Source organism: Stutzerimonas stutzeri, from assembly GCF_024448895.1.
In the GTDB taxonomy this organism is placed as follows: domain Bacteria; phylum Pseudomonadota; class Gammaproteobacteria; order Pseudomonadales; family Pseudomonadaceae; genus Stutzerimonas; species Stutzerimonas stutzeri_Q.
The window spans coordinates 187,927-208,341 of sequence record NZ_JAMOIC010000005.1; the positions used below are offsets into that span (position 1 = coordinate 187,927).

16 protein-coding genes are annotated in these 20,415 nt (G+C 64.0%); 11 read left to right on the forward strand and 5 right to left on the reverse strand.

Going from position 1 to position 20,415, the window contains the following annotated elements; genetic code table 11:
• The first annotated feature begins 2 nt into the window (after positions 1 to 2).
• From NA619_RS08230 to NA619_RS08240, 3 genes are all read left to right on the forward strand, one after another.
• Positions 3 to 1,793: an acyl-CoA dehydrogenase C-terminal domain-containing protein gene (locus tag NA619_RS08230; protein WP_255961322.1), complete on the forward strand. Its 1,791-nt coding sequence runs from the start codon at positions 3 to 5 to the stop codon at positions 1,791 to 1,793.
• A 268-nt stretch (positions 1,794 to 2,061) separates the two neighbouring features.
• The gene (locus NA619_RS08235; RefSeq protein ID WP_255961324.1) at positions 2,062 to 3,225 is read left to right on the forward strand and encodes an iron-containing alcohol dehydrogenase; all 1,164 of its coding nucleotides are present in this window, start codon (positions 2,062 to 2,064) and stop codon (positions 3,223 to 3,225) included.
• 58 nt (positions 3,226 to 3,283) lie between these two features.
• The gene (locus NA619_RS08240; RefSeq protein ID WP_255961326.1) at positions 3,284 to 3,724 is read left to right on the forward strand and encodes an acyl-CoA thioesterase; all 441 of its coding nucleotides are present in this window, start codon (positions 3,284 to 3,286) and stop codon (positions 3,722 to 3,724) included.
• 225 nt (positions 3,725 to 3,949) lie between these two features.
• On the opposite strand, the gene NA619_RS08245 is transcribed toward NA619_RS08240, so the two are convergent.
• A complete protein-coding gene (locus NA619_RS08245; RefSeq protein WP_255961328.1) occupies positions 3,950 to 4,411 on the reverse strand; it encodes a YMGG-like glycine zipper-containing protein in 462 nt (153 codons plus the stop codon).
• Between the two features lie 140 nt (positions 4,412 to 4,551).
• Positions 4,552 to 5,640, reverse strand: a complete 1,089-nt coding sequence (locus NA619_RS08250; protein ID WP_255961330.1) for a substrate-binding domain-containing protein — start codon at positions 5,638 to 5,640, stop codon at positions 4,552 to 4,554.
• A 201-nt stretch (positions 5,641 to 5,841) separates the two neighbouring features.
• Between NA619_RS08250 and NA619_RS08255 the strand changes: the two genes are divergently transcribed.
• The 5 genes from NA619_RS08255 to fdhD all read left to right on the forward strand — a co-directional run bounded on the left by NA619_RS08255 (position 5,842) and on the right by fdhD (position 11,965).
• Complete coding sequence (locus tag NA619_RS08255; protein ID WP_255961332.1) at positions 5,842 to 6,336, forward strand: formate dehydrogenase subunit gamma; 495 nt, start codon at positions 5,842 to 5,844, stop codon at positions 6,334 to 6,336.
• Entirely contained in the window at positions 6,333 to 7,895 is a 1,563-nt protein-coding gene (locus NA619_RS08260; protein WP_255961334.1) for a formate dehydrogenase beta subunit, read from the forward strand. The genes NA619_RS08255 and NA619_RS08260 overlap by 4 nt, the downstream gene beginning before the upstream one ends.
• Before the next feature lie 14 nt (positions 7,896 to 7,909).
• The gene (gene fdhF, locus NA619_RS08265) at positions 7,910 to 10,744 is read left to right on the forward strand and encodes a formate dehydrogenase subunit alpha (protein WP_255961335.1); all 2,835 of its coding nucleotides are present in this window, start codon (positions 7,910 to 7,912) and stop codon (positions 10,742 to 10,744) included.
• Between the two features lie 103 nt (positions 10,745 to 10,847).
• Positions 10,848 to 11,093, forward strand: a complete 246-nt coding sequence (locus tag NA619_RS08270) for a formate dehydrogenase subunit delta (RefSeq protein WP_255961339.1) — start codon at positions 10,848 to 10,850, stop codon at positions 11,091 to 11,093.
• A 41-nt stretch (positions 11,094 to 11,134) separates the two neighbouring features.
• Positions 11,135 to 11,965 carry a formate dehydrogenase accessory sulfurtransferase FdhD gene (gene fdhD, locus NA619_RS08275; protein WP_255961341.1) on the forward strand — a complete coding sequence of 277 codons (831 nt, stop codon included), beginning with the start codon at positions 11,135 to 11,137 and terminating at the stop codon, positions 11,963 to 11,965.
• A 15-nt stretch (positions 11,966 to 11,980) separates the two neighbouring features.
• Here the strand turns inward: fdhD and NA619_RS08280 are convergent, their stop codons facing one another.
• A complete protein-coding gene (locus tag NA619_RS08280) occupies positions 11,981 to 14,092 on the reverse strand; it encodes a PAS domain-containing protein (protein ID WP_255961343.1) in 2,112 nt (703 codons plus the stop codon).
• Positions 14,093 to 14,264: 172 nt separating this feature from the next.
• Positions 14,265 to 14,945, reverse strand: coding sequence for a GMP/IMP nucleotidase (yrfG, locus tag NA619_RS08285; RefSeq protein ID WP_255961344.1), 681 nt, complete (start codon positions 14,943 to 14,945; stop codon positions 14,265 to 14,267).
• A gap of 120 nt (positions 14,946 to 15,065) precedes the next feature.
• Here yrfG and nudE point away from each other — a divergent pair, with 120 nt between their 5' ends.
• The 3 genes from nudE to NA619_RS08300 all read left to right on the forward strand — a co-directional run bounded on the left by nudE (position 15,066) and on the right by NA619_RS08300 (position 19,419).
• Positions 15,066 to 15,632: an ADP compounds hydrolase NudE gene (gene nudE, locus NA619_RS08290; protein ID WP_255961346.1), complete on the forward strand. Its 567-nt coding sequence runs from the start codon at positions 15,066 to 15,068 to the stop codon at positions 15,630 to 15,632.
• Positions 15,629 to 16,444, forward strand: a complete 816-nt coding sequence (gene cysQ / locus NA619_RS08295) for a 3'(2'),5'-bisphosphate nucleotidase CysQ (RefSeq protein ID WP_255961347.1) — start codon at positions 15,629 to 15,631, stop codon at positions 16,442 to 16,444. The genes nudE and cysQ overlap by 4 nt, the downstream gene beginning before the upstream one ends.
• Positions 16,445 to 16,623: 179 nt before the next feature.
• Positions 16,624 to 19,419, forward strand: a complete 2,796-nt coding sequence (locus tag NA619_RS08300; protein ID WP_255961487.1) for an ATP-binding protein — start codon at positions 16,624 to 16,626, stop codon at positions 19,417 to 19,419.
• Between the two features lie 6 nt (positions 19,420 to 19,425).
• Here NA619_RS08300 and NA619_RS08305 read toward each other — a convergent pair whose 3' ends face one another.
• A complete protein-coding gene (locus NA619_RS08305) occupies positions 19,426 to 20,415 on the reverse strand; it encodes an asparaginase (protein WP_255961348.1) in 990 nt (329 codons plus the stop codon).

The window sequence follows — 20,415 nt, forward strand, 5'->3', positions numbered from 1 at the left end:
GCATGGAATACAAGGCTCCCCTGCGTGACATGCGCTTCGTCCTGCACGAGCTGTTCGACGCCACCGGCCATTGCGAGCTGCTCGGCAACGGCCTGGACCGCGAGCTGATCGACGGCGTTCTGGAAGAAGCGGCGCGCTACACCGGCGGCGAGATCGCGCCGCTCAATCGCAACAGCGACGAAGAGGGCGTGACCCTGGAAAACGGTGAGGTCCGCACACCGCAGGGTTTCGTCGAGGCCTACAAACAGTACGTCGACAACGGCTGGGCGAGCATGACCGGGCCAACCGAGTACGGTGGTCAGGGCTTTCCGCAATTGGTGGCCTGCAATTTCCACGAAATGCTGATGGGCGCGTCCCTGTCTTTCCGCATCTACTCGGGCCTCACCGAGGGCGCGGTGCTGGCGCTGTACAAGCACGGCAGCGACGAGCTGAAAAATGCCTATCTGGAGAAGCTGGTCAGCGGTAGCTGGAGCGGCACCATGTGCCTCACCGAACCGCAGGCCGGCACCGATCTGGCGCTGCTGCGCACCAAGGCCGAACCTCAGGCGGATGGCAGCTACAAGGTCAGCGGCAGCAAGATCTTCATCTCCGGCGGCGAGCACGACATGAGCGAGAACATCGTGCATCTGGTGCTGGCGCGCCTGCCCGATGCGCCGGCCGGCGTGAAGGGCATCAGCCTGCTGCTGGTGCCCAAGCTCATCGCCAAGGCTGACGGCACACCGGGCGAGCGCAACTCGCTGTCGTGCGGCGCCGTCGAGCACAAGATGGGCATCAAGGGTGCGGCCACCTGCGTGATGAACTTCGATGGCGCCACCGGCTGGGTCGTCGGCGAGCCCAACCAGGGCCTGGCCTGCATGTTCACCATGATGAACGACGCGCGTTTCCAGGTCGGTCTGCAAGGCCTGGGCATTGCCGAGCAGGCGTATCAGGGATCGCTTGCCTATGCCCGCGAACGTCTGCAATCGCGCGGACTGGCTGGCGCGCAGCACCCGGACAAAGTGGCTGACCCGATCATCGTGCATCCGGACGTGCGGCGCATGCTGCTGACGCAGAAAACTCTGGTCGAGGGCAGCCGCATGCTGGCCGCCTATTGCGCCCGGCAGCTGGACCTCGAACACGGCCATCCCGAGCCGAGTTATCGCAAGGCGGCGAGCAAGCGGGCGGCGCTGCTGATCCCCATCGTCAAGGCGTTCTTCACCGATATGGGCCAGGAAGTCGCCAGCCTCGGCGTACAGGTCTACGGTGGCCACGGCTACATCCGCGAGTGGGGCATGGAGCAGTTGATGCGCGACAGCCGAATCACCCAGCTCTACGAGGGCACCAATGGCATTCAGGCGCTGGACTACATCCGGCGCAAGCTGCTCGGCGATGGCGGCGCGGAGTTGTCGGCGTTGCAGGCGGAGTTCAGTGAGGTCTGTGATCGGCAGATCGACCGGCCGGCACTGCACGACGTGGCCAGCAAGGTGCAGGCACGTATCGGCGAATGGCGCGAGCTGAGTGCCGAGATCATTGCGGCGAGCGGGCGCGATCCGCAGGAGATCGGCGCGGTGTCGGTGGATTTCCTCCAGTACTCCGCCTATGTCTTATTGTCCGGGCTGTGGCTGCAGGCCGCGGTGCGCGCGCAGGATGCGTTGGAGCAGGGTACTGGTGAAGAGGCGTTCTATCAGGCCAAACTGGCCAGTGCGGACTTCTATCTGCGTCGTGTACTGCCGCGGGCCAGTGCGCATCGGGAAGCGATTCAAGGTGGGGCCGAATGTTTGATGGCGCTGCCGGAGACGGATTTTGCGTTTTGAGTGAGGCTGACCCGCGCGGGGCGCGCAGTAGATCAAAGTCGGTTTACTAGCGATGCCTAGTTTTGTCCGAGGCCATTCCTTGCTCCCTTCACCCCTAAGCCGGGCGCCCAACCCTCTCGCCAGTGGGGAGAAGGATTGACGAGTGACGGTAGGACGCGGTGTTGGGCTACAACACAGAACTACCCCTCTCCCTCCGGGAGAGGGGTAGGGTGAGGGCGCTTTTCGATAGGCCGTTACCGAAGCCGAATAAAAACAGTCAGGAGGCAGCATGCATCCGTTCAGCTTTGCCACAACCGCGCAATTGATCTGTGAGCCCGGCTCTTCTCGCCGTTTGGCTAGCCTCTGCAAGGAGCGCGGGGCGCGTTCCGTATTGGTCGTCACCGATCCGGGTATTACCCGTTTCGGCTTGCTCAATGAGGTCTTGCCTGGCTTCGAAAGCGAGGGCCTGTCGGTTGCCGTCTACGATCAGGTCATCGCCGATCCGCCGGAACACATCGTCATGACGGCGGTGGAGCAGGCCCGGGCGGTGGGAGCCGATCTCATCATCGGCTTTGGTGGCGGCAGCTCCATGGACGTCGCCAAGCTGGTGGCGTTGCTGGCGCATCCGGCCTGTGCGCAATCACTGCAGGACATCTACGGTGTCGGCAATGCCAAGGGCCAGCGCCTGCCGCTGATTCAGGTGCCGACCACCGCCGGCACTGGCTCGGAAGTCACGCAGATCGCCATCATCACAACTGGCGAAACCACCAAGATGGGCGTGGTCTCGACTCTGCTGCTGCCCGATCTGGCGCTGCTCGATGCCGATCTCACCCTCGGTTTGCCACCTGCAGTCACCGCAGCCACCGGCATCGATGCCATGGTGCACGCCATCGAGGCCTACACCAGTGCGTTGAAGAAAAACCCCATGTCCGACCTGCTGGCCCGCGAGGCGCTGCGCCTGCTGGCGGCCAACCTCGACGAGGCGGTGCACAACGGCAGCAATCGAGAGGCGCGCCAGGCCATGCTGCTCGGCGCGTGCCTGGCCGGGCAGGCGTTCGCCAATGCGCCGGTGGCTGCGGTGCATGCCTTGGCCTATCCGCTGGGTGGCAATTTTCATATCCCGCACGGGCTGTCGAACGCGCTGGTGTTGCCGCAGGTGCTGCGCTTCAACGTCAGCGCGGCGACCACGCATTACGGCGAGCTGGCGCCGATCATCCTCGGCGACCGGCTGCGCACGGACGACCCATCGACCTACGCCGAACAGCTGATCGAGGAATTCGAGCAGATGAGCGCGCGCGTTGGCCTGCCGACGCGGCTGCGCGATGCTGGCGTGCCGGAGGAGATGCTGCCGCAGCTGGCCAAGGAGGCGATGCTGCAGCAGCGCCTGCTGGTCAACAACCCGCGCGAAGTCACCGAAGCCGATGCGCTGGCGATCTATCGCGCTGCCTATTGATTCTGTCGGCACACGCCATTGACTGCGGTGTGCCGGTTTGCTGAACAGGGTTTTACGTATGGCCGAACAACCGCAGCACCTGCGCGCCGACTACCGTCACTTCCAGCCGATCACCACACGCTGGCATGACAACGACATCTACGGTCACGTGAACAACGTCGTCTATTACAGCTATTTCGACAGCGCGGTGAATGCCTATCTGATCGAGCGTGGCGGGCTGGATATCCACGAAGGGGAGGTGGTCGGCTTCGTAGTCAGCTCGTCCTGTGACTACTTCGCGTCCATCGCCTTTCCGGATGCGCTGGACGTCGGCATGCGGGTGCGAAAACTGGGTAACAGTTCAGTGCAATACGAGCTGGCGATTTTCAAGCAGGGTGAGGACGAAGCCTGCGCAGCGGGGCGCTTCGTGCATGTCTTCGTCGATCGGGCGAGCAATCGGCCCACGCCGATCCCGGAAGGGCTACGCACGGCGCTGCAATCGCTGTTAGTGGCCGAATAAATTCGGCCCTACGCGTGATTTGCAACTCAGGGGAAGCGTATGCCTGCGCCGCGAGCATTTGTCGCCAGGTCTCTGCAGTTATGGCAGCGACCGGCGAGCGGTCTTGGATCGATTGCGTTCGATATTGGGTGTGTACGCTGTCATGAGCGAATGACGAATAGGGCGCGGCATGACTGGAACGCATCGCGCTAGCAGCAGCGGGCGAATGAATTCGCCCCTACAGGCTCAGTCGCGGTGCCTGTGCTTATGCTTGTGATGACCCTTGGCTTTGCCCGGATGCCCGTAGTAGCGGCGGTCATCACGGTAGCGGCGATCATTGCGATAGTCCTCATCGTCGCCGTAGGCATTGCCGATGGCGCCGCCAGCTCCGCCTCCGACCGCAGCACCAATGAGACCACCCCTGCTGCCGCCGACGCGCTGGCCAATCACGTTGCCGCCTGCTGCGCCAAGGCCGCCACCGATGGCCGCTTCGGTACGGCTGCGCTTGTCGGCGCCGACCATACCGCCTGCAGCCCCACCAACACCGGCTCCGATCGTAGCGCCGGTCGAGCCGCCAAGGTGTTCACCCACTACCGAACCGAGCGCGCCGCCCAGTGCGCCGCCGACGGCGGCTTCGGTATTGCTCGCCTGGGCGAATCCGCCGCAGGTGAGGCCAAGGGAGAGAAGCAGCAGCTGCAGTGACTTCATGGGCACCTCGGTACAGAGCCGGCTTAGCGGCGAATTGTCGCCATTGACCGGCATGTCCCGCAGTGGGTTCCGCTTGCCGCCATGCGGTGGCTGAAAACTGGAGGCCGTTCACATATTACATGTGGCTCAGCTGAAATCGGTCAGAGCAGGCTCTCTCGACGCCATTGCTCCAGCGCCTGAGTCAGCGTCAGTACCTCGCCTGGCCGGCTCAGGGCGTAGCCCGGCAAGCGGCCAATGGACGCCTGGAATTCGGGGTTCTGCAAAACTCGCAGCAAGGCTGCCATGGCAGGCAGTTCGAGGCTGTCCTCTCGGCATAGCAGGCAATAATGTTCCCGAGCCATGGGGATGAAGTCGAGACCGAACTGACGGGCCGCCGCCTCGACCCCGAACCCCACATCAGCCATGCCGCTGGCAACGTAGGCTGCTACAGCCGCATGCGTGAACTCCTCGTTATGGAAGCCGTTGATCGCTGAACTATCCAGCTTGTCGCGCTGAAGCAGGTCCTCGAGCAACATGCGAGTGCCCGAACCCTGCTCGCGATTGACGAAGCGCAGATTGGCGGCACCCAAGCCCTTCAGACCCTCGATGCCGTGCGGATTGCCCGGAGCGAGCATCAAGCCCTGAGTGCGCACGACGAAGGTGATCACGCGCTGGTCTGGACGCAGCCATGGCTGGATCCTATCCATGCTCAGGCTTCCGAGCGGCCCGGCAGGCACATGCAGGCCGGCCACCTCGCAATCACGACGGTGCAGGGCGACGATCGCCTCATTGCCACGGCGAAACTGGACCTCCCACTGCCAGCCCGGGTCACGTTCCAGCCATTCGCGCAATGCGGCTACAGCAAACCCGTGGCTGGCATGGATGCGCAGGCCGGGGTTGCTTGCCTGCAGCACCCGGTTCAGCTCCAGCTCCAGCTCGCTTGCCAGGTTGTCCAGCTGAGGCGACAGGCGCGCTTTGATGCGCTGGTCGGCCCACAGCAGTTTCTCCCCCAGCGGCGCCAGCCGCGCCCCCTTGCCCCGCTCCAGATCGATCAGCGGGCTCCCGAAGAACGCCTGCCACTTGCCCAGCAGGTTCCAGGCATGGCGATAGGAATAGCCGACGCGAGCGGCGGCTTCGGTCAGTTTGCCGGTGTCGTGCACGGCCTGCAGCAGCGCCAGGCCCTGTGGGTCCAGGGTGCTGCCGTCGGGCTGATGAAAGCGCCAGCGCGGCTGGATCTCGATTCTAATCATATGATATGGGCTTCATATTTGTTCAGGGTTATTGCCGTGATAATTTGCGGCAACTGGCACTCATGTGCCTGAGTATAAGAACTTTACTTCATATGTGGCGAGCCTTCTTGGTTATGCCTGGGACAAGTAGCCCATCAACCGTGATGTGTGGCGCTTGTCTCCTGACAGTACCGGTACTAGCCGCCGGCTGGAGCTTCGAACATGGCCCTTCTTCCCCAGCGCTTCCCCCCTGAGCAGTGTCTGGCCGTCGCCCGAGAGGTGCTGGCTGCCCACCGCGACCAGCCCGGTGCACTGCTACCCATCCTCCATGACATTCAGGATCGCCTCGGCGCGGTGCCGCCGGAGCTTCTGCCGGTCATCGCCGAGGACCTTTGTCTGTCGCGCGCCGAGGTGCACGGGGTGGTCAGCTTTTATCACGATTTTCGCGCCACTCCGCCGGGTCGACATGTGCTCAAGCTGTGCCAGGCAGAGGCCTGCCAGTCGATGGGCGTCAAGGCGCTGACCGCCGAGCTGGAGCAAAAGCTGGGCCTGCCGCTTGGTGAAACCCTTGCGGACGGCAGCCTGAGCTTCGAGGCAGTGTATTGCCTGGGTAACTGCGCCTGCGCGCCCAACGCGATGCTCAATGGCGAGTTGCATGGTCGCGTCGATGCTCAAGAGCTGCTGGCGCTGCTGGCCGAACAGGAGATGCGCGCATGACAGGGCCAATCACCGTCTATGTGCCGCGTGACGTCACAGCCCTAAGCCTTGGCGCTGACAAGGTAGCCAAGGCGCTCGTTACGGAGGCTGCCGCGCGCGGCATCGAGTTGAATCTGGTACGCAATGGCTCGCGTGGGCTGTTCTGGCTCGAGCCGCTGGTCGAAGTGGCCACCGATGCCGGGCGTGTCGCCTACGGACCGGTCAAGGCAAAGGACGTGTCCGGCCTGTTCGACGCCGGCTTCCTCGAAGGCAAGGCGCATCCGCTGGGCCATGGCCTGACCGAGGAGATCGAGTACCTCAAGCGCCAGGAGCGCCTGACCTTCGCCCGTGCAGGGATCACCGACCCGCTGTCGCTGGACGACTACATCGCTCACGACGGTTATCGCGGTCTCAGGCGCGCCCTGGGCCTGACGCCCGAAGCGATCGTCGCCGAAGTCACCGAGTCCGGCCTGCGCGGGCGCGGCGGTGCAGCGTTTCCGACGGGCATCAAATGGCGCACCGTGCTCGGCTGCGAGGCCGCGCAGAAGTACATCGTGTGCAACGCGGACGAAGGCGATTCGGGCACCTTTTCCGACCGCATGGTGATGGAAGACGACCCCTTCGTGCTGATCGAGGGCATGACCATCGCAGGCCTCGCCGTCGGCGCGACCATGGGCTACATCTACCTGCGCTCGGAATACCCGCATGCCGAGGCCGTTCTCAACGCAGCCATCGCCAGCGCCAACGCAGCCGGCTACCTGGGTGGCGACCTGCTCGGCAGCGGTCACGCGTTCCATCTGGAGCTGCGCCGTGGCGCGGGCGCCTATATCTGTGGCGAGGAAACCGCGCTGCTCGAGAGCATCGAGGGCAGGCGCGGCACCGTGCGGCCGAAGCCCCCGCTGCCGGCCATCGAGGGGCTGTTCGGCAAACCGACGGTTATCAACAACGTCATCTCGCTGGCCTCGGTGCCCATCATCCTCGATAAGGGCGGCGCCTATTACAAGGATTACGGCATGGGCCGCTCGCTCGGCACCTTGCCGATCCAGCTGACCGGCAACATCGCCCGCGGCGGCCTTGTCGAGAAGGCTTTCGGTATCACGCTGCGCGAACTGCTCTATGAATACGGCGGCGGTTCGGCCAGTGGCCGTCCGATCCGTGCAGTGCAGGTCGGCGGCCCCCTCGGCGCCTATCTGCCGGAGTCGCAGTTCGACACCCCGCTGGACTACGAGGCCTTCGCCGCGCTCGGCGCGGTGCTTGGTCACGGTGGCATCGTGGTGTTCGACGACACCGTGGATATGGCCGATATGGCGCGCTACGCCATGGAGTTCTGCGCGGTCGAGTCCTGCGGCAAATGCACACCCTGCCGGATCGGTTCTACCCGTGGCGAGGAGCTGCTCGACCAGATCATCGTCGCACGCTCCGAAGGGCCGCAGCCGGGCCAAATCGAACTGCTCAAGAGTCTGTGCGACACCATGCTCGGTGCCTCGCTGTGCGCCCTCGGTGGCATGACACCCTACCCGGTGTTGAGCGCACTCAATCATTTTCCCGAGGATTTCGGCGACTCCGCCGAAGCCCGCTGATCCGGAGGCACAACATGGCCCTGTATCGTGAACTCGACTATGGCACCCCCGCCCGCACCGGCGCTCCGGTAACGGTGGAAATCGACGGCACGGCGATCAGCGTGCCCGCGGGCACTTCGGTGATGCGCGCCGCTCAGGAAGCCGGTATTTCTGTGCCCAAGCTGTGCGCCAGCGATAGCCTGGAGCCGTTCGGCTCGTGCCGCCTGTGCACGGTGGAGATCGAAGGCCGGCGCGGCTTTCCTGCTTCCTGCACTACTCCGGTCGAGCCAGGCATGAAGGTACGCACCCAGAGCCCCAAGCTCGCAGAACTGCGCCGCGGCACCATGGAGCTGTACATTTCCGACCACCCGTTGGACTGCCTGACATGCTCGGCGAACGGCAACTGCGAACTTCAGGACATGGCTGGAGTGGTCGGCCTGCGCGAGGTGCGCTACGACCCGGTGAAGACCCACCTGGCCGAGGCCAAGGATGAATCCAACCCCTATTTCACCTATGACCCGGCCAAGTGCATCGTCTGCAACCGTTGCGTGCGTGCCTGCGAAGAGGTGCAAGGCACCTTCGCCCTGACTATCGATGGCCGTGGTTTCGACTCGCGGGTCGCAGCCAGCCAGGCCGAGGACTTCCTCGACTCCGAATGCGTGTCATGTGGCGCCTGCGTGAACGCCTGCCCGACCGCCACCCTGACCGAAAAGTCGCTGATTGAAATGGGCCAGGCCGAGCGCAGCGTTACCACTACCTGCGCCTACTGCGGCGTAGGCTGCTCGTTCAAGGCCGAGGTCAAGGGCAACGAAGTAGTGCGCATGGTGCCGAACAAGGATGGCCACGCCAACCATGGCCACTCCTGCGTGAAGGGCCGCTTCGCCTGGGGTTACGCCACCCACCCCGACCGTATCAAGACGCCGATGATCCGCGACAGTATCAACGAGCCCTGGCGGCCGGTGAGCTGGGACGAGGCGATTGGCTACGCCGCCCGGCGCTTCAAGGAAATCCAGGCGCAGTACGGCCAGAATTCGGTGGGCGGGCTGACGTCCTCGCGTTGCACCAATGAGGAAACCTATCTGGTTCAGAAGTTGGTACGCGCCGCCTTCGGCAACAACAACGTCGACACCTGTGCGAGGGTTTGCCATTCGCCCACCGGCTACGGCCTGAAGGTTACGCTTGGCGAATCCGCCGGTACTCAGGACTTCGACTCGGTGTTGTCGGCCGACGTGGTGCTGGTGATCGGCGCCAACCCCACCGACGGGCACCCCGTCTTCGGTTCACAACTCAAGCGTCGGCTGCGCGAGGGCGCCCGGCTGATCGTTGCCGACCCACGCGGCATCGATCTGGTACGCGGTCCGCACGTCAAGGCCGACCACCATCTGCAACTGCGCCCTGGCAGCAATGTCGCCCTGCTCAATAGCCTGGCGCACGTGATCGTCACGGAGAACCTGGTGGACGAGGCCTTCGTCGCCGAGCGCTGCGAAGCCGAGGCATTCGAACAGTGGCGCGCATTTGTCGGTGAGCAGCGCAACAGCCCCGAAACCATGCAGGAGCTGACCGGCGTGCCGGCCGCCACAGTGCGCGCCGCGGCGCGTCTGTACGCCACCGGCGGCAATGCCGCGATTTACTACGGCCTCGGTGTCACCGAGCACAGCCAGGGTTCGTCGACCGTCATGGCAATCGCCAACCTGGCCATGGCCACCGGCAATATCGGCAGACCGGGCGTGGGCGTGAACCCGTTGCGCGGGCAGAACAACGTGCAAGGTTCCTGTGACATGGGCTCTTTCCCGCACGAGCTGCCGGGTTATCGTCACGTTTCCGATCCGGTGGCGCGGCCACAGTTCGAAGACGCCTGGGGCGTCAAGCTGCTCGACGAGCCGGGCTTGCGCATTCCGAACATGCTGGCGGCGGCGCACGCAGGGACTTTCAAAGGGCTGTATATCCAGGGCGAGGACCCGGCGCAGTCGGATCCCGATACCCAGCACGTCACCGATGCGCTCAAGGCCATGGAATGTGTTGTGGTGCAGGACCTGTTCCTCAACGAAACCGCCAAGTTTGCCCACGTGTTCCTGCCTGGCGCCTCCTTCCTTGAGAAGAACGGCACCTTCACCAACGCCGAGCGGCGCATCTCGCCGGTGCGCAAGGTGATGCCGGCGCTGGCGGGCAAGGAAGACTGGGAAGTGACGGTGGCGCTGTCCAACGCCCTCGGCTATCCAATGAATTACACCCATCCGTCGCAGATCATGGACGAGATCGCCAGCCTGACCCCGACATTCACCGGCGTCAGCTACGCCAAGCTCGATCGCATGGGCAGCATTCAGTGGCCATGCAACGACGAGGCGCCGGAAGGCACGCCGATCATGCATGAGGACGCATTCGTGCGCGGCAAGGGGCGCTTCGTGATCACCGAGTTCATCGCCACCGACGAGCGCACCTCGCGCAAGCGTCCGCTGGTGCTGACCACCGGCCGGATTCTGTCGCAGTACAACGTGGGTGCGCAGACTCGACGTACTGCCAACAAGGCCTGGCACGCCGAGGATATTCTCGAGCTGCACCCAGTGGACGCCGAGGACCGTGGCATCGAGAACGGAGACTGGGTCGGCATCAACAGCCGTGCGGGCGAGACGGTGATGCGCGCCAAGGTCACCCAGCGCATGCAGCCCGGCGTGGTGTACACCACCTTCCACCACCCGGAATCCGGTGCCAACGTGATCACCACTGACAACTCGGACTGGGCGACCAATTGCCCCGAGTACAAGGTCACCGCCGTGCAGGTGCGCAAGGTCGAGGTGCCCTCGAAGTGGCAGCAGGAATTCGATGCCTTCACCCGTGAGCAGGTGAACCTGCTGCCCGTGGTGCAGCTGTGAGTCTTATCGCAGCGACAGCCGCACGCGGGGCGCACCATGCGTCCCCGTGCCGCGCCTCGCACCCTGCCGGTGCGGTTTTCAGCTCAATCAGCGGAGCACGTTCATGGGAATGAATGCCACGCAACTGATCAAGATGGCGAACCAGATCGGTGCCTTCTTTGCTTCCCAGCCCGACCCCAGGCATGCACGATCGGATTTCGCGCAGCACCTCAAGCGCCAGTGGGACCCGCAGATGCGCATGGCGCTCTACGCTCACCTGGATGCCACTGCCGGGAAAGGGCTGAATCCATTCGTACTGGAGGCGATGAGTGGACTACGCGAGCAGATCGAACCGAAGGTACAGGCCTGAATCGAATACCCTTACAGCTCGACTGCAAGGAAATCACCGATATGCCTCGTCCTGCGCCTCTTACTGCCGCCGCGTCCATCGCAAGCTTAACGCCGGATGCATATACCTATACCGAGCTGGATGGCGCCGAGGCCACGGGCTCCGCGGTACTGGCCGAAGAGTGCGCCCTGGCCATCTCCTATAACGGCATCAGCCATGCGGTGATGATGGTATCGCCCAGTGCCCTGGAGGACTTCGTTGTTGGCTTCAGCCTGAGCGGTGAGGTGGTCGTCGGTATCGACGACATACATGACATCCAGCTCAACCGTCGCGACGAGGCGTTCAGCGCCGAGGTGCAGATCGGCAATAGGGCGTTCTGGGCGCTCAAGGAGCAGCGCCGTAATCTGGCCGGCACCAGCGGCTGTGGGCTCTGCGGCGTAGAGGCCATCGACCAGGCGTTGCCGCAACTGACCGCGCTGACGCCGGGCTCGTTGCCGCCGGCCGCGCATCTGCACGGCTTGCGTGAGCGAATAAACGACGCGCAGCGCCTGGCGCGTCAGAGCGGCGCGCTGCATGCCGCGCTGTTCGTCGACGAGCAGGGTGAAATCGTGCTGTGCCGCGAAGACATCGGCCGGCACAACGCGTTGGACAAGCTGATTGGCGCGCTGAGTCGTGAAGATCGTGACGGGCGCCAGGGCTTTGCCGTTGTTACCAGCCGATGCAGCCTGGAGCTCATCCACAAGGCCGTGCGTGCGCGGTTGTCGACTCTGGTCAGCCTCTCGGCGCCGACCGACCTTTGCGTGCGCTGGGCGCGCCAGCACCACCTCAATCTGATCCACCTGCCGCACCACAACGCACCGCGGGTCTATAGCCCCGGCGCGGGCACGCGATAGCCGTCACTGCCCGCGCTATTCCGGGTCCTCGGGCGAGCGCGCCAGCATATTGCGCACTCGCGTCGCCAGATGGTCGATGGCGAACGGCTTGCTGATCATGTCCATGTCGGTATCGAGAAAGCCGCTGCTGGCGGCCTGCTCGGCATAACCGGTCATGAACAGGACGCGCAGGCCCGGGCGGTGCTGGCGGGCAATATCGGCAAGCTGGCGCCCGTTCATTCCCGGCAGCCCGACATCCGAAACCAGCAAGTCGATGCGCGCGCCGCTTTGCAGAATCTTCACCGCAGCGTTGGCCTCTGCCGCTTCCAGCGCTGCATAGCCGAGCATGCCGAGGACATCGACCACCAGCATGCGCACGGCTGGATCATCTTCGACCACCAGCACGGTTTCGCCTTCAAGGGCCTGAGGCGTCTGGTCCAGCGACTTGGCGCTCTCGATGGCTGCGGCCGCGTCATGATGGGCGGGAAGATAGAGGGTGACCTCGGTGCCTTTGTCGGGCTCGCTGCAGATATGTACGTGGCCGCCCGCCTGCCGCGCGAAGCCATAGATCATCGACAGCCCCAGGCCGGTGCCCTGGCCGATGGGTTTGGTGGTGAAGAACGGCTCGAAGGCGGCGGCCAACACCTTGGGCGTCATGCCACAGCCGCTGTCGAGCACGCTGAGGCTGACATAACGCCCTGGCGGCAGCTCGCCGACTTCGGACTGGCTCACCAGCCGCACGTTGGCGGTGGTGATGTAGAGGCTGCCACCCTTGGGCATGGCATCCCTTGCGTTGATGACCAGATTGAGCAGGGCGCTTTCCAGCTGATTCTCATCACTATTGGCCGGCCAGAGCTCGTGTTCAAGCTGAGCGTCCACGAGGATGTGGCTGCCAAGGGTGCGTACCATGAGGTCGCGCATGGACTCGACCAGTGCGTTGAGGTCGACACGTTTGAGGTTCAGCGGCTGACGCCGGGCAAAGGCCAACAGCCGGTGAGTCAGCGCCGCGGCGCGGTTGGCCGAGGTCGTGGCAGCATCAATGAAACGTTGGGTTTCGGCATGTCGGCCGGACGCGTTGTAGCGCTGGATCAGATCCAGGCCGCCGATGATTCCGGTGAGCATGTTGTTGAAATCGTGGGCGATGCCGCCGGTGAGCTGGCCCACCGCTTCCATCTTCTGGGCCTGGCGAAGGGCCTCCTGCGCCTGCTCGCGGCTGGCCATTTCCTTGAGCAACCGCTCGTAGACCTCAGCCAGTGCATTGGTACGTTCCTGAACGCGGCTTTCCAGGGTTTCATTGAGTTCGCGCAGCGCCTGTTCGGCCTGCCAGCGTTCGGTGACATCCTGCGCCAGCACGAAGAAGCCCAGCACTTCGCCGTGCTCATCGCGGCGTGGCAGGTAATGCATCAGCGACTGGCGCGGGCGCCCATCTTTGTGCGGCAGGTGCGCTTCGAAGACCACGTCCTCGCCGGCCAGCGTCCGGGCGATTTCGTTCGCGCGCACGCTGATGGCTCGCTCGCCGACCACCTCGACCAGGCTTTTGCCGTAGAGCCAGGCGGGCGAATGGCCGAACCATTCTTCGTAGTAGCGGTTGTTGTAACGGTAGCGCTGATCCTTGTCGACGTAGCCGATCAGCACCGGCAGCGCGTCGACGATCATCTTCATTTCGCTTTCCCGGCGGCGCAGCGCTTCTTCTTCGCTATGACGCAGGCACAGGAGTTGCCCACCAATCGACGCGCCATCGCGGACCGGGCTCAGCGACAGGTCGACCCAAACGCTTTCGCCTGTCTCGACGTCGTCAACAAAATATTGATGGTGCAGTTGGATGGCGTCGCCCTGCGCTGCGATTGCGCGCGCATCGATCAGCTCGGGCCAGGCCTTGGCCCAGGTTTCCGCGGCCGGCTGGCCCAGTGCGGAGGGGTGCTGACGGCCGATCAGTTCGGCGTGGGCATCGTTGTATAGCTGCATGCCGGCCTCGCCCCAGAGCACGCACATGGGCAGTGGAGCATCCAGCAAGGTGTCGAGCAGAACCCGCAGTGCGACGGGCCAACCATCAACCGGTCCCAGCGCTGTTGCGCCCCAGTCATGGTCCCTGATGCGCCGGCCCATCTCACTACGGTCATGCGGCCAGAGCCCTGGATCTACAGCCATAAGTCATCCATCAAGGCGCGGCGGTCGAATCCACGACCTCGCGCGTGGCGGCATTCATTTGCCCGGTGCGGTTCGGCGCATGCCTGGCCGCCCTGTATACGTCATGCGTGCGAGTGACCGGATGACACCGGGCCCGCAGGGGATGAAGTTAAGCACGACAGCGGGGTTTCGTTCAGGCCGCATGGCCCTGAAGACTGCGAATCAGGTCCAGATAATCATCTACCGCGGCGAACTCTTCAGTGTTTTTCTGCCCGCGACGGCTGTCCGGCTCGCTGATCGCCAGTAAATGGGCGACGCCGAATGCGCGGGCGCTGCGCAGGACCGGCAGGCTGTCGTCAATGAACAGAGCCCTGGCTGGGTCGAAGTCCAGATCTGCCTTCAGGGCATACCAGAACTGCGCCTGCTCCTTGGGGAAACCGTAATCGTGCGAGCTGATGAGACGGTCGAACCAGGGCGCCAGCTCGATGCGTTCGAGCTTGAGCGACAGAGAGTCGCGGTGGGCGTTGGTGATCAGCACCACCTGCTTGCCTGACTGGCGCAACGCGGCGAGGAACTCGTCAGCTGCTGGGCGCAAGGCGATCAGCTCGGCGATCTCGCGCTTCATCTCGCGGATCGGCAGGTTCAGTTCGCGGGTCCAGTAATCCAGGCAGTACCAGGTGAGCTTGCCTTCATGGGCATGAAACAGCGGCGCCAGTTCCAGCTCGGCCATGGCTGGGCTGATGCCATGCACCTCGGCGTAACGCTGGGGTAATAATTCGAGCCAGAAGTGGTTATCGAAATGCAGATCCAGCAGCGTGCCATCCATGTCCAGCAGGACGGTGTCGATCTCGGACCAGGGCAGGGAAGCGATCATGGCGGGCTCATCGTTCGGTGGTGGGGCAATGGTGCGACAGCCGTCGGTTCGATGCAAAGCGTTCACGGTCAGTGCAAAAAGCCGGGTTATGATTACGGTTCGCGTTTCAAGGAACCCCCCATGCGCCAGAAACCTACCGTGCTTGCCCGTGAGATCGTCGCCACTAGCCGCCTGTTCCGCGTCGAGGAGCTGCAGCTGCGGTTTTCCAACGGCGTCGAGCGTACCTACGAACGACTGGTCGGCAAGGGCGTCGGCTATGGCGCGGTGATGATCGTCGCGCTGGAAGCCGACGGGCGCGCGCTGTTGATCGAGGAATACTGCGGCGGTACCGATACCTATGAGCTGTCGCTGCCCAAAGGGCTGATCGAGCCGGGCGAAGACGTCCTCGACGCCGCCAACCGTGAACTGAAAGAAGAAGCCGGCTTTGGCGCCCGTAGCCTCGAGCTGCTGACCGAGCTGTCGCTCTCTCCCGGCTACATGAGCCAGAAGATCCAGGTGGTGCTGGCGCGCGATCTCTACCCCGAGCAGTTACCCGGCGACGAACCCGAGCCGATGCGCGTCGACCGGGTCGATCTGCGCGAACTCTCCAGCCTCGTCCAGAACCCGCAGTTCAGCGAGGGGCGTGCCCTGGCGGCGTTATACCTGGCGCGTGATCTGCTGATCCAGCGTGGGGAGTTCGTATTGTGAGTCATCCTTATCTGGCACCCGTCATCGAGCTGGTGCGCAACGCCGGTGAAGTCATCCTTCCGCATTGGCGCACCGATGTGCAGGTTCACGAAAAGGCCGATTCATCGCCGGTGACGGCTGCCGACATGGCCGCACATCACCTGTTGCTCGACGGCCTTCGCGCGCTGGACGCAGCCATTCCGGTGCTTTCAGAAGAAGACTGCGATCTCGCCTTGGCCGAGCGCGCCGGCTGGACACGCTGGTGGCTGGTCGACCCGCTGGACGGCACCAAGGAATTCATCGCCGGCAGCGAGGAGTTCACCGTCAACGTGGCGCTGATCGAACAGGGGCGTGTGCTCTTCGGCGTCGTGGGCATTCCGGCCAATGGCCGTTGCTATTACGGCGGCGTGGATTTCGGCGCCTGGCGCGCTGAAGCGGACGGTGCCGCGCGACCGCTGCAGGTTCGGCACGAGGTCGCCGAAGGGTTTACGGTGGTCGCCAGCCGCCGGCACTCGAGCCCGGCGCAGGAGCGGTTGCTCGATGGGCTGCGTCAGCGCTTCGGAGAATTGGTGCTGGCCAATGTCGGCAGTTCTTTGAAGCTATGTCTGTTGGCCGAAGGCGCCGCTGACTGTTATCCACGGCTGGCGCCAACCTCGCAATGGGATACCGCCGCGGCGCAGGGCGTGCTCGAGGGGGCTGGCGGCGAGGTACTCGATATCGGCGGGGCGATGCTGACCTACGAGGCGCGCGAAAGCTACCTCAACCCATCCTTCCTGGCGTTGCCCCGCAATGTCGAATGGCGCGCCGAACTGATAGAACTGGCGAGCCGCTAGACGCAGGATGAGCGCGAGCCGGACCGACTGACCGGTCCTGTTTGCGGCCATGCTAGGATCTCGCACCGTGGCCAAGCCAGGCGCTTGAGCCGGACCGCTGGAGCTTCGCTGTGTCGAAAACCCCAACCGGGATACGCCAATGGATCTGGCGCGCCTTCGTTCAGACTGCCCTGGTACCCATGGTGCTAGTGGAGGTGGTGCTGATCGCCTCCTACCTGCTGTCCAACAGCGCCATCCGTGACGCCCAGATCGAGCATCTGCGTGAGACGGCGCTGGCCGAACTCCAGGCTGCGGCACAACTCGAGACGCGGATCATCGACGAGCAGTTGCAGCAGGTGGCGCGCTCGACGCGGCTGCTGCGCAACTTCACGGCACGCGCACTGGCCGACGATGGTCCCGTCGCTCCGCCGGCCTTGAGCCTGACCGACGACGGCGTGCGCTATAGCCCCGCGAATGATGGTGGCGCAGCCAGCTTCTACTCGGGAGCGACTCCACCCGAGCGTCAGGATCTGCAAAAGGTGGCCAGGCTGCATCGCCTCAACCCGCTGATGATGGAGCTGCATGCGGGCAATTCGCTGATCGCCAGCCTCTATTTCAACAGCTGGGACAGTTACAACCACATCTATCCCTGGTTCGATACTTCGCAGCAGTATCCCTCGGACATGAACATCCCCGACTACAACTTCTACTACCTGGCCAACGCCTGGCAAAACCCCGCACGCAAAGTGGTCTGGACCGATGTCTACCTCGATCCGGCCGGGCATGGCTGGATGATGTCGGCCGTCGCGCCGGTGTACCGCGGCGACTTTCTCGAAGGCGTTGCAGGTGTGGACGTCACCGTGGGCGGCATGCTCAAGCAGATCGGCACGCTTCGCGTGCCCTGGAATGGCTATGCGGTGCTGGTCAGCCGCGATCTGAGCATCATGGCGTTACCTGAGGCAGGTGAGCGCGAGTTCGGGCTCGACGAGTTGACCGAACACTCCTACGACGAGGCCGTACGCCGGGAAATATTCAAGTCAGAGGATTTCCGCCTCGATCGCCGCGGGCAGACCCGAGAGCTGGCCCGGGCCTTGGTCGCCCAAAACGATGGAGTGATGCGCCTGGAGCTTGGCGGCGAGCAACGGCTGGTCGCGTGGACAACCGTGCGGCAGACCGGCTGGCACCTGCTGGCGGTGGTCGACGAAGCCGAAGTCTTCAGCCAGACCAACGCCCTGGCCAATCGCTTTCAGCAGATCGGCTATCTTTTGATCGGCGGCCTGGTGCTGTTCTATCTGCTGTTTTTCGCCTACATGTGGCTGCGCGCGCGCCGGCTCAGCGAGTCATTGCTGACGCCCATCGCGGAAATCTCCCGGATGATGGGGCAGATCGGGCAGGGCAGGTGGCGGCCGCAGCAGGTCGATTCCGACATCCGTGAACTCGATGACCTGGCGCAGCACACCCAGGCGATTGGTGGGCAGCTGGAGCACAGCGAGTCTCAGCGCAATCAGGCTCAGGAGCGGCTCGAGCTGGTCCTCGAGAGCGCGACGGACAGTCTCTGGGAGTTCGACATGCGCAGCGACACGCTGCAGTTGCGCGGTCGCCTGCCGGCGCGCTTCGGACTGCCTTCTGCGCAGCTCAGCGAGGCGCAATTCCTCCAGCGCATCCATCCGCAGGACCTTCCCCACGTAAAGGCCGAGCTGGAGCGCATGCACCGTGGCCACACCCTGCATTACGAAAACGAGTTCCGTTTTGTCGATGCGCTCGGTGATTATCACTGGCTGCTCAGCCGCGGCCGCGTTCTCGAGCGTGATCCGCAGACCGGCCAGGCCTCACTGATCGCCGGCACCCATGTGGACATCGATGCGATCAAGCGTGGCGAGGAGAATCTGCGGCTGGCCACCCAGCAAGCTCAGGCCGCCAACCAGGCCAAGACCCATTTGATATCCAGCATCAGCCATGAACTGCGCACGCCGCTCAATGCGATTCTCGGGTTCGCCCAACTGATGCGTATGGATTGCTCGCCGGATGCCGATCCCGAAGCCGCCGACTATCTCGATGAAATTCTGCTGGCGAGCCGCCATTTGAACCAGCTGTTAGGCGACATTCTCGACTGGTCCAGCCTGCAGGCTGAGCGACCCCGGTTGACGCTCGAGCGGGTCGAGGTCACGGCGCTGATGCGTGAGTGCGCGGAACTGGTTGCGCTTGAGATTAAACGCCACGGATTGCAATTGGCGTTCGACGTGCCGCCGGGCCCCATCGAGGTGCTGGCCGAGCCACGACGCCTGCGCCAGGTCCTGCTCAACCTGCTGTCCAATGCCATCAAGTACAACAGCCCGGCCGGGCGGATCCGGCTCAGCATCGAAACGGTCGTTGGGCAGGTGCGATTACAGGTCGAAGACACCGGGCTGGGTATCGATGAAGATCTGCAGGCGCAGATGTTCGAGCCGTTTCAGCGGCTCGGGCGTGAGAGTTCGAATATCCAGGGCGCCGGCATCGGTCTGTCGCTCTGCCTGGAGTACGCCAAGCTGATGGGCGGCAGTATCGGCGTCAAGAGCGCGCCGGGAGCCGGCAGCCGCTTCTGGATCGCCTTGTCTCTGCTCGACCCGAAACGCTTGCCGCGGCCTCACGAGCGGCCTCGGATCGTCTATGTAGAGGATGATCCGGCCAGCCAGTTACTGGTGCGCAAGGCCCTGGCCGAACTGGGCGAGGTCATCGTGATTGGCAATGGTCGACAGGCGCTCGAGCAAGTGCTGGATGATCCGCCAGAGCTCTTGCTGCTCGACCTCAACCTGCCGGAGCTGGGTGGTGAGCGGTTGCTGCACCTGTTGCGACAGTCGCCGGAAACCCGGCGGCTACCGGTTCTGGTGCTCAGCGCCGCCAGTGCGCAGCGTGACGAGATCGACTGCCAGGGCTGGTTGAGTAAACCGCTCGATCTGGAGGCGCTGCGACGGCGGGTACGTGAATGCCTGCAGGCGCTGGACGTCAGTCCGAACTGATCCGCATCAGTCGGCGCGTTCGCCACACAGATCAAGGGCGAACCAATGCTCGACCTCGGTCTGCGACAGGCCCGCGCCGAGCAAGGCGAACAGTTTGCCCAGCGCCGCTTCACGGGTCATGCCGCCGCCCGAAATCAGGCCGGTCGCGGCCAGCTTGCCGCCTGCGGCGTACATATCGAAGTCGACATGGCCTTGCGGACACTGACTGATGGCGGCCAGCACGACCCCGCGTTGATGGGCCGCCGACAAGGCATCCAGCAGCTGCGCATCATCGGACGGGCCGGTGCCGCTGCCATAGCACTCCAGCAACAGGCCCTGCACGCCGCCTTCGAGTACGGCATTCAGTTGCGCGGCGGTGATGCCCGGGTACAGTGGCAACACCGCGAGGGGGACGGGCCGGCGCGTCTGCCGGAAATCGAGTGAGCCGGGTGCTGGCACATGCTGACCCGCGCGGACCCGTGGCATCACGCCGAACGCATCAAGGCTCGCCGTACCCAATTTACTGGCCCGCACGCCTTGCATGAGTCTGCCGCTGAAATACAGATGCACGCCGGTGTCGACGCCAGCCGACAGCCTTTGCAAAGCGCCGAACAGATTGTCCCAGGCATCACTACCGGATACGCCCGCGGGCAGCATCGAACCGGTCAGCACCACCGGGACTTCCAGCCCGAGCAACAGGAAGCTCAAGGCTGCAGCACTGTAAGCCAGGGTGTCAGTGCCGTGCAGCACCAGCACGCTGTCGCAGCCGTCCTGCTCCACGCCTTCGCGAATGGCTGCGACCATCGCCAGCCAGTTGTGCTGATTCATATTGGCGCTGTCGATCGGCGGCAGCAGCTCGCGGAATTGCCACTCGGGCAGCTGCAGCGAGGACTGCTGTGCCTGCTGTTCACGCAGGCGTTCGGCAAAGCCTGAGGCGGGCATCAGGCCTTCGCTGCTCTGCTGCATGCCAATGGTGCCGCCGGTGTACAGCACCAGGATCTTTCTGGAAGCCGGCAT

What these genes read in the sequence shown, in the direction of transcription:
- NA619_RS08235 (WP_255961324.1), top strand. Translation starts at nt 2,062, where the DNA reads ATGCATCCGTTCAGCTTTGCCACAACCGCGCAATTGATCTGTGAGCCC.
- NA619_RS08230 (WP_255961322.1), top strand. Translation starts at nt 3, where the DNA reads ATGGAATACAAGGCTCCCCTGCGTGACATGCGCTTCGTCCTGCACGAG.
- NA619_RS08305 (WP_255961348.1), bottom strand. Translation starts at nt 20,415, where the DNA reads ATGCCGGCTTCCAGAAAGATCCTGGTGCTGTACACCGGCGGCACCATT.
- fdhF (WP_255961335.1), top strand. Translation starts at nt 7,910, where the DNA reads ATGGCCCTGTATCGTGAACTCGACTATGGCACCCCCGCCCGCACCGGC.
- fdhD (WP_255961341.1), top strand. Translation starts at nt 11,135, where the DNA reads ATGCCTCGTCCTGCGCCTCTTACTGCCGCCGCGTCCATCGCAAGCTTA.
- NA619_RS08240 (WP_255961326.1), top strand. Translation starts at nt 3,284, where the DNA reads ATGGCCGAACAACCGCAGCACCTGCGCGCCGACTACCGTCACTTCCAG.
- NA619_RS08245 (WP_255961328.1), bottom strand. Translation starts at nt 4,411, where the DNA reads ATGAAGTCACTGCAGCTGCTGCTTCTCTCCCTTGGCCTCACCTGCGGC.
- nudE (WP_255961346.1), top strand. Translation starts at nt 15,066, where the DNA reads ATGCGCCAGAAACCTACCGTGCTTGCCCGTGAGATCGTCGCCACTAGC.
- NA619_RS08270 (WP_255961339.1), top strand. Translation starts at nt 10,848, where the DNA reads ATGGGAATGAATGCCACGCAACTGATCAAGATGGCGAACCAGATCGGT.
- NA619_RS08255 (WP_255961332.1), top strand. Translation starts at nt 5,842, where the DNA reads ATGGCCCTTCTTCCCCAGCGCTTCCCCCCTGAGCAGTGTCTGGCCGTC.
- yrfG (WP_255961344.1), bottom strand. Translation starts at nt 14,945, where the DNA reads ATGATCGCTTCCCTGCCCTGGTCCGAGATCGACACCGTCCTGCTGGAC.
- NA619_RS08260 (WP_255961334.1), top strand. Translation starts at nt 6,333, where the DNA reads ATGACAGGGCCAATCACCGTCTATGTGCCGCGTGACGTCACAGCCCTA.
- NA619_RS08280 (WP_255961343.1), bottom strand. Translation starts at nt 14,092, where the DNA reads ATGGCTGTAGATCCAGGGCTCTGGCCGCATGACCGTAGTGAGATGGGC.
- NA619_RS08300 (WP_255961487.1), top strand. Translation starts at nt 16,624, where the DNA reads ATGGTGCTAGTGGAGGTGGTGCTGATCGCCTCCTACCTGCTGTCCAAC.
- NA619_RS08250 (WP_255961330.1), bottom strand. Translation starts at nt 5,640, where the DNA reads ATGATTAGAATCGAGATCCAGCCGCGCTGGCGCTTTCATCAGCCCGAC.